The sequence below is a fragment of the Paraburkholderia sp. genome, from assembly GCF_036488795.1.
Taxonomy (GTDB): Bacteria; Pseudomonadota; Gammaproteobacteria; order Burkholderiales; family Burkholderiaceae; genus Paraburkholderia.
Window position 1 is genome coordinate 26,004 of the sequence record NZ_DASXHA010000071.1, and the last position, 6,985, is coordinate 32,988.

The 6,985-nt window shown below is 61.6% G+C and carries 6 protein-coding genes; 1 reads left to right on the forward strand and 5 read right to left on the reverse strand.

From position 1 onward, the window contains the following. Nucleotides 1–69 precede the first annotated feature (69 nt). The 5 genes from paaK to paaN form a co-directional block, all read right to left on the reverse strand. On the reverse strand, nt 70–1,374 hold the full coding sequence (gene paaK / locus VGH41_RS09640) for a phenylacetate--CoA ligase PaaK (RefSeq protein WP_331597168.1): 1,305 nt from the start codon (nt 1,372–1,374) through the stop codon (nt 70–72). A gap of 73 nt (nt 1,375–1,447) precedes the next feature. Then, entirely contained in the window at nt 1,448–1,909 is a 462-nt protein-coding gene (gene paaI, locus VGH41_RS09645; RefSeq protein ID WP_331597169.1) for a hydroxyphenylacetyl-CoA thioesterase PaaI, read from the reverse strand. A 1-nt stretch (nt 1,910) separates the two neighbouring features. After that, entirely contained in the window at nt 1,911–2,702 is a 792-nt protein-coding gene (paaG, locus tag VGH41_RS09650; RefSeq protein ID WP_331597170.1) for a 2-(1,2-epoxy-1,2-dihydrophenyl)acetyl-CoA isomerase PaaG, read from the reverse strand. A gap of 52 nt (nt 2,703–2,754) precedes the next feature. After that, nucleotides 2,755–3,957: a 3-oxoadipyl-CoA thiolase gene (gene pcaF, locus VGH41_RS09655; RefSeq protein ID WP_331597171.1), complete on the reverse strand. Its 1,203-nt coding sequence runs from the start codon at nt 3,955–3,957 to the stop codon at nt 2,755–2,757. 127 nt (nt 3,958–4,084) lie between these two features. Further along, nucleotides 4,085–5,785, reverse strand: coding sequence for a phenylacetic acid degradation protein PaaN (gene paaN / locus VGH41_RS09660; protein ID WP_331597172.1), 1,701 nt, complete (start codon nt 5,783–5,785; stop codon nt 4,085–4,087). 140 nt (nt 5,786–5,925) lie between these two features. On the opposite strand from paaN, the gene VGH41_RS09665 reads away from it, so the two are divergent. Further along, nucleotides 5,926–6,702, forward strand: coding sequence for an enoyl-CoA hydratase (locus VGH41_RS09665; RefSeq protein ID WP_331597173.1), 777 nt, complete (start codon nt 5,926–5,928; stop codon nt 6,700–6,702). Nucleotides 6,703–6,985 lie beyond the last annotated feature (283 nt).

Here is a 6,985-nt window from a genome sequence, read left to right on the forward strand (position 1 = left end):
TGTAGAGTTTCGCGTCCGCCGCATCTGGAAGCCAGCGCATATTGATCCACGCGGTGGCCTCCGCTGCGCTCAAGCATGCGCCTTCCGCTTGTCCACCACGCGCCGCGCCTTTCCCACTGAGCGCTCAATCCCGTTCACCGCCAATACATTCACCACGGCGCTAATTCCGATCAGTGCCTTGATGTCGTACGCCAGCGCCCGCTTCGCGGAACCTAGCGCGGCGGTGTCCGGCGCCGTTTCGGGACACGGTTCGACATTCAGCGTCAGCACGTCGAGTGGACCTTCCCTGGTCAGCACGATCTGATAGTGCGGCGCCAGCGCGCGCTGCTTCAGCAGGAGTTCTTCGATCTGCGTGGGAAAGACGTTCACGCCGCGCACGATCATCATGTCGTCCGAGCGTCCGGTGATTTTCGCCATCCTGCGCATCGTGCGTGCGGTGCCCGGCAAGAGACGGGTGAGATCGCGGGTGCGATAGCGGATGATGGGCAGCGCCTCCTTGGTCAGCGACGTGAACACGAGTTCGCCCAATTCACCATCTGGCAACACCTCGCCGGTTTCCGGGTCGATGATCTCCGGATAAAAGTGGTCCTCCCAGATGGTCGGACCGTCTTTGGTTTCGACACATTCCGAGGCGACGCCCGGGCCCATCACTTCTGAAAGGCCGTAGATGTCGACCGCGTCGATGCCCATGCGCTTTTCGATGGCGAGGCGCATGTCGTTCGTCCACGGTTCGGCACCGAAGATGCCGATGCGTAGCGAGCATTGCGCTGGATCGATGCGTTGCCGTTCCAGTTCGTCGGCAATCGACAGCATGTAGCTGGGCGTCACCATGATGATGTCGGGGCGGAAGTCCTGAATCAGCTGAACCTGCTTTTCAGTCTGGCCGCCGCCGAACGGGATCACGGTGAGCCCTGCGCGTTCCGCGCCATAGTGCGCGCCGAGGCCGCCGGTGAAGAGGCCATAGCCGTAGCTCACGTGCACCTTGTCGCCGCGGCGTGCGCCGGCGGCGCGGATGGAGCGCGCCACGACGTTGGCCCATGTATCGATATCACGCGCGGTGTATCCGACGACGGTCGGCTTGCCGGTCGTACCCGAAGACGCATGAATTCGCGACACCTGCTCCTGCGGGACCGCGAACATGCCGAACGGGTAACTGTCGCGCAGGTCCTTCTTGGTCGTGAATGGAAAGCGTGCGAGGTCTGCGAGAGATTTCAGTTCGCCGGGATGGACCCCGATCTCGTCGAATTTGCGCCGATAAACCGGCGAATTCTCGTAAGCATGCGCGAGCGACCATTTCAGCCGTTCGAGCTGCAGTGCTGCGAGTTCGTCGCGGCTCGCCGTTTCGATGGGGTCGAGCGGGAGCGTGGTGTTCATCGAATGTCTCCTTGCTTCTTCGGAATGGTTTGCAGTCTTCGCGGGCAGTGTTTGCGCCCTGGCGTCTGTCGGTTCAGCTTTCCGTTGGAATCACGTTGCCTTTGATTTGCGCCGATTTGCCGCGAAACATGGCCACGGTTTCCTCCGCACGGTTCGCCACACGAATGTCGTAAATGCCGGTTCGACCGCTCAATGTCTGCTCGACGGCTTCGGCGGTCAGCACCTCGCCGCCTTGTACCGGACGCAAGAATTCAATCGAACAGCCGGACGCCACCGTGTTGATGTTGTAGCTATTGCAGGCGAACGCGAAGGCGGAATCGGCCAACGTGAAGATCAGACCGCCGTGACAGATCCGATGGCCGTTCAGGAAGTCGTCGCGCACGGTCATGCGCAGGCGCGCGTAGCCGGGTCGCGCTTCTAGCAGTTCGAATCCCAGCGCGCGGCTGCAGGCGTCTGCTGCATACATGGCTTCGGCGGTTGCACGAGCCAGTTCGTCGGGCGTCATTGAGCCGGCGGGGTTGGGTTGTGTGGACATGTCAGTGGCCTTCAAAGCGCGGTGCGCGTTTCTCGATGAAGGCCAGTACACCTTCTGCGTAATCATGTGATGCGCCGAGTTCGCGTTGCAGATCACGCTCGAGGTCGAGTTGTTGATCCAGCGTTTGCGTTGCGCTGGCGCGCATGGCCAGCTTGATTGCCGCGATCGCGCGGGTTGGCTGCTGAGCGAGCTGGGCGGCGAGTGTGGCTGCGGTACCGGCTAGTTCAGCGTCTTCGACGACACGCCACACGAGTCCCCAGCTTTCGGCTTTTTCTGCGGCCAGCCTGTCGCCAGTGATCGCGAGGCCGAGCGCGCGAGCCATCCCGACGCGCTGCGGCAAGAACCACGTACCGCCCGAATCCGGCACCAGACCGATCTTCACGAATGCCTGAATGAAGCTGGCGGAACGTGCGGCGAGTACGAGATCGCAGGCCAGCGCCAGATTGGCCCCAGCGCCCGCCGCAGTGCCGTTCACGGCGGCAATGACGGGCAAGGGCAGTGCCTGTAGCCGGCGAATCAGGGGATTGAAATGTTCGTCGATCAGCGCGCCCAGGTCAGTCATCGCGCCGGGCGTGAAGTCGAGGTCGGCCAGATCCTGGCCCGCGCAAAAACCACGCCCTGCGCCCGTGAGCACCAAGGCCCGCGCACCTGCGGCAACGACTTCATCGAGCGCGGCGCCAAGCTCGTGATGCATCGCCCGCGTGAAGCTGTTGAGCTTGTCTGGCCGGTTTAGCGTCACGGTAGCGACGCGGCTCGTTGCGTCGAGGTCGACGCGGATCGTTTCATAAGACATGGTTTGTCTCCTCCTGACCGGGTGATAGCCTGCGAGCGGAACGTATGTACTATCAGACGCGTTCAATGACGAGCGCAATGCCTTGGCCGACGCCGATACACATCGTGCAGAGCGCATAGCGGCCATTTGTGCGTTCGAGCTGACAGAGCGCGGTTGTGACAAGTCGCGCCCCGGATGCGCCGAGCGGATGGCCGAGTGCAATTGCCCCGCCGTTGGGATTGACGCGTGGATCGTCGTCACGCAATCCGAGCGAGCGCAATACCGCCAACCCTTGCGAGGCGAATGCTTCGTTTAGTTCGATCACAGCGAATTGTTCAAGCGACATTCCGAGTTGCCGCAACAGCTTTCGCGTGGCGGGTGCCGGGCCAATACCCATGATGCGCGGCTCGACTCCAGCCGTTGCCATGGCGACGACGCGTGCGCGACGGCGCAGTCCGTATTGATTCGCTGCGGCCTGACTGGCGAGCAGTAGCGCGCACGCACCGTCATTTACGCCGGAGGCATTGCCGGCAGTGACGGTGCCGTCAGCGCGTACGACGCCTTTGAGCTTGCCGAGAGCTCCTAGCGAAGTTTCGCGCGGATGCTCGTCAAGCGTCACGCGGACGGGGTCGCCTTTTTTCTGGGCAATTTCGACGGCGACGATTTCTTGCGCCAGGGTCCCGTCGCGTTGTGCGCGTGTGGCCTTTTGTTGGCTGTGCAGGGCAAATGCGTCCTGATCGGCACGGTTCACGCTGAATTCAATCGCGACGTTTTCCGCCGTCTCGGGCATTGAGTCGACACCGTAGTCGCGCTTCATCAACGTGTTGACGAAGCGCCAGCCGATTGTCGTGTCGTGAATCTCGGCCTGCCGTGAGAAGGCGCTGGTTGCCTTGCCCATTACGAACGGAGCCCGGCTCATACTCTCCACACCGCCTGCGATCATCAGACTCGCCTCGCCCGACTTGATGGCACGCGCGGCGATGCCAACCGCATCCATGCCTGAACCGCACAGGCGATTTATGGTGGCGCCGGGTGCTTCGGTCGGCAGGCCGGCCAGCAGTGCAGACATACGCGCGACATTGCGATTGTCTTCGCCGGCCTGATTCGCGCAGCCGTAGATCACGTCGTCGAGTGCGTGCCAATCCGCGCCGGGATTGCGTTCGATCAGCGCCTTGATGGGTATCGCCCCCAGGTCGTCGGCACGGATATCTCTCAGGGCGCCGCCGTAGCGGCCGAACGGGGTACGAATTGCGTCGCAGATGAAGGCGTCATTCATGTCGGATTCCTGCGGAGGGTGGACCGGCGTGCATACCGATCCGATGCCTCATGTTAGTTGGCGCACGTCGCCCGTTCCATTCGGCCAGATGGCATAGGACGAATCGGCCCGATACGTCTTATGCCATTCAGCCGACTGTCTCCGGTGCCAATTTGGGTTCAACATGAACCCGGCTCTGAATCACGCGGAAGCGATTGGCGACGAAGGCGGCGTCGGCCAGTGCGGCGTTCGCGGCCGGATTCGCCCCGGTACCGTGGAAATCGGAGAACGCCGCCGACTGGTTCACGAATACGCCGCCCGTCAGGTTGACGGACAGCGCGACGCCGCCACGAAGCGAGGCTTCGTGGGCGACTTCGATCACGGCTTCGTCCGTGCTGTAGACGGACAGCGTAAGTGCGCCGTGCTCGGCGGCAATGGATCCCGCGAGGTCGAGCGATTGAGCAGTCGAATCCGTTGCGATCACGAAGGAGATCGGGCCGAACCATTCCTTGGTGAACTGCGCGGAGTCGGTCGATGCGTCTAACCGCAGAACGAGCGGCGTGCGCACGCGAGCTTCGGCAAACACCGGATGAGTCAGCGACTGGCTGTCGACCAGCACACGGCCGAGCTTTCGCGCTTCGTCAATGCGTTGCACGACACCATCGTTCTGGATGGCGCCCAGCAGTTCGACGGCACGGGCCGGATCGGCAACCAGCTTTTGGACGGCATCGGCGAGTGCCTGCGTAACTGCGTCGAAGCTGATCGTGCCCTCGGCAGTGCGGATGCCGTCGCGCGGAACGTAGATATTCTGGGGCGCAGTACACATCTGGCCGGAATATAACGCCAGCGAGAAAGCTATGTTCCGCGCAGCGGCCTTGATGTCTGCCACTGAGTCGATCACGATCTGATTGACACCGGCCTTTTCGGTGTAGACCTGAGCCTGGTGCGCATTGCGCTCTAACCACGTGCCGTTTTGCGTGCTGCCAGTGAAGTCGATCAGCTTGATTTCGGGGCGCAGGGCGAGATTCTGGACAAGCGCGCCGTCATTGGGATTGGTGGCGAGCAAAGTGACTACGTTCGGATCGAAGCCGGCTTCGCGCAACACTTCACGCGCGATGCGTACCGTAATCGCAAGGGGCAAGATGGCGCCTGGATGCGGCTTGACGATAACCGTGTTGCCCGTGGCCAGATCGGCGAAAAGTCCCGGATAGCCGTTCCAGGTCGGGAAGGTGCAGCAACCCAGGACGAGGCCGGTGCCGCGCGGCGCGACGGTGTAATGCTTGTGCATCGCGAGAGGAGGGTTTTTGCCTTGTGGCTTTTCCCAATGCGCGTCGGCGGGGACGCGGCGCAGCTGGTCCCACGCATAGACGACCGCTTCGAGTGCACGGTCCTGCGCGTGCGGGCCACCTGCCTGAAAAGCCATCATGAATGCCTGGCCGGTGGTGTGCATCACGCTGTAGCCGATTTCGAAGCTGGCGCGATTCACACGGGCCAGGATTTCGAGACTCACACCCACCCACGTCTTGGGTCCCGCGAGCCGCCATTCTCGCTGCGCGTTGGCGGTGGCATCAATCAGTGCGGCCGGGTCGGCTTTCGGATAGAGGATGCCGAGTGGGAAGCCGAATGGCGAGATCTCTGCCCCAACGGTTTCGCCCGTGGTGGGTTGATCGAGCTCGAAAGTCCTGTTCAGGTGGCCCTTGAACGCTGCCTCGCCCTCTGCATTGGCTGTTTCACCGTACACTTTGGGACTGGGCATTTCGACAAATGGGCTCCAGTAGCCGCGTGTTTCGATAGCGGCGAGCGCCTTTTGCAGCGTGTCTTCGTGCTGGGAAAATAGCAGATGTGTCATGGCAAGAGATCTGGGTACGGGAGGTTAGGAGAGACCTTGTCGAATAATTGACCGACCGGTTGGTTGGTGAATGTTAGCATTACTGATACGGCGGCGCGAAGCGATTTCGCGTTATTCAATCTTCATATCAAGGAGACTGCATGGCTTACGAAAACATTCTGGTCGAGACGCGTGGACGAGTTGGCCTCATCACCCTCAACCGTCCGAAAGCGCTGAATGCTCTGAACGACGCGCTAATGGACGAATTGGGCGCGGCGTTGCGCACCTTCGATGCAGACGACGGCGTTGGGGCGATCGTCATCACTGGTAGCGAAAAGGCGTTCGCCGCCGGCGCTGACATCGGCATGATGGCCAGTTACAGCTATATGGACGTCTACAAGGGCGACTACATCACGCGAAACTGGGAAACCGTGCGCTCGATCCGCAAGCCGATCATCGCGGCGGTGGCAGGTTTCGCGCTGGGTGGCGGCTGCGAACTGGCGATGATGTGCGACATCATCCTGGCCGCCGACACGGCGAAGTTCGGTCAACCGGAGATCAAGCTGGGCATCATGCCCGGTGCCGGTGGCACGCAAAGACTGCCGCGCGCGGTCTCGAAGGCAAAGGCGATGGATCTTTGTCTAACTGCGCGGTTCATGGACGCCGCCGAGGCGGAGCGCTCAGGGCTGGTTTCACGCGTGATCCCCGCCGCGTCGTTGCTGGAAGAGGCGATCGCGGCAGCGACGACAATCGCCGAATTCCCGTTGCCGGCGGTGATGATGGTGAAGGAGTCCGTGAATCGGGCGTACGAGACTACCTTGGCCGAAGGCGTGCATTTTGAGCGCCGACTGTTCCATTCGCTGTTCGCGACGGAAGACCAGAAGGAGGGCATGGCGGCCTTTGTCGAGAAGCGCAAACCGGCGTTCAAGCACCGGTAAAAATGCTCGTCAAAATAACGCTTGCAAGTGCTGGAAGGGCTCGCTAGAATCTCGGTCTTTCGCGCTTCGGGTACGAAGTGCGGGAGGCGGGAGAGCCAGCAGTGGCAAGGCTTTCGGCGGGGCGGGCAGGTTCAGGAAGTTGAAAAAACCTGTTGACGACGTCGCGAAAGTTCTTCATAATCTCGTTTCTCTGCTGCTGATGCAGCGACGCAGAACGAAGCGGTGCCGGGTGGTTGTGAAGGTGATGCAACGCGGTGCGGTTTCGGTGGTGAATGCGTAATCG

What these genes read in the sequence shown, in the direction of transcription:
- paaK (WP_331597168.1), bottom strand. Translation starts at nt 1,374, where the DNA reads ATGAACACCACGCTCCCGCTCGACCCCATCGAAACGGCGAGCCGCGAC.
- paaI (WP_331597169.1), bottom strand. Translation starts at nt 1,909, where the DNA reads ATGTCCACACAACCCAACCCCGCCGGCTCAATGACGCCCGACGAACTG.
- paaG (WP_331597170.1), bottom strand. Translation starts at nt 2,702, where the DNA reads ATGTCTTATGAAACGATCCGCGTCGACCTCGACGCAACGAGCCGCGTC.
- pcaF (WP_331597171.1), bottom strand. Translation starts at nt 3,957, where the DNA reads ATGAATGACGCCTTCATCTGCGACGCAATTCGTACCCCGTTCGGCCGC.
- paaN (WP_331597172.1), bottom strand. Translation starts at nt 5,785, where the DNA reads ATGACACATCTGCTATTTTCCCAGCACGAAGACACGCTGCAAAAGGCG.
- VGH41_RS09665 (WP_331597173.1), top strand. Translation starts at nt 5,926, where the DNA reads ATGGCTTACGAAAACATTCTGGTCGAGACGCGTGGACGAGTTGGCCTC.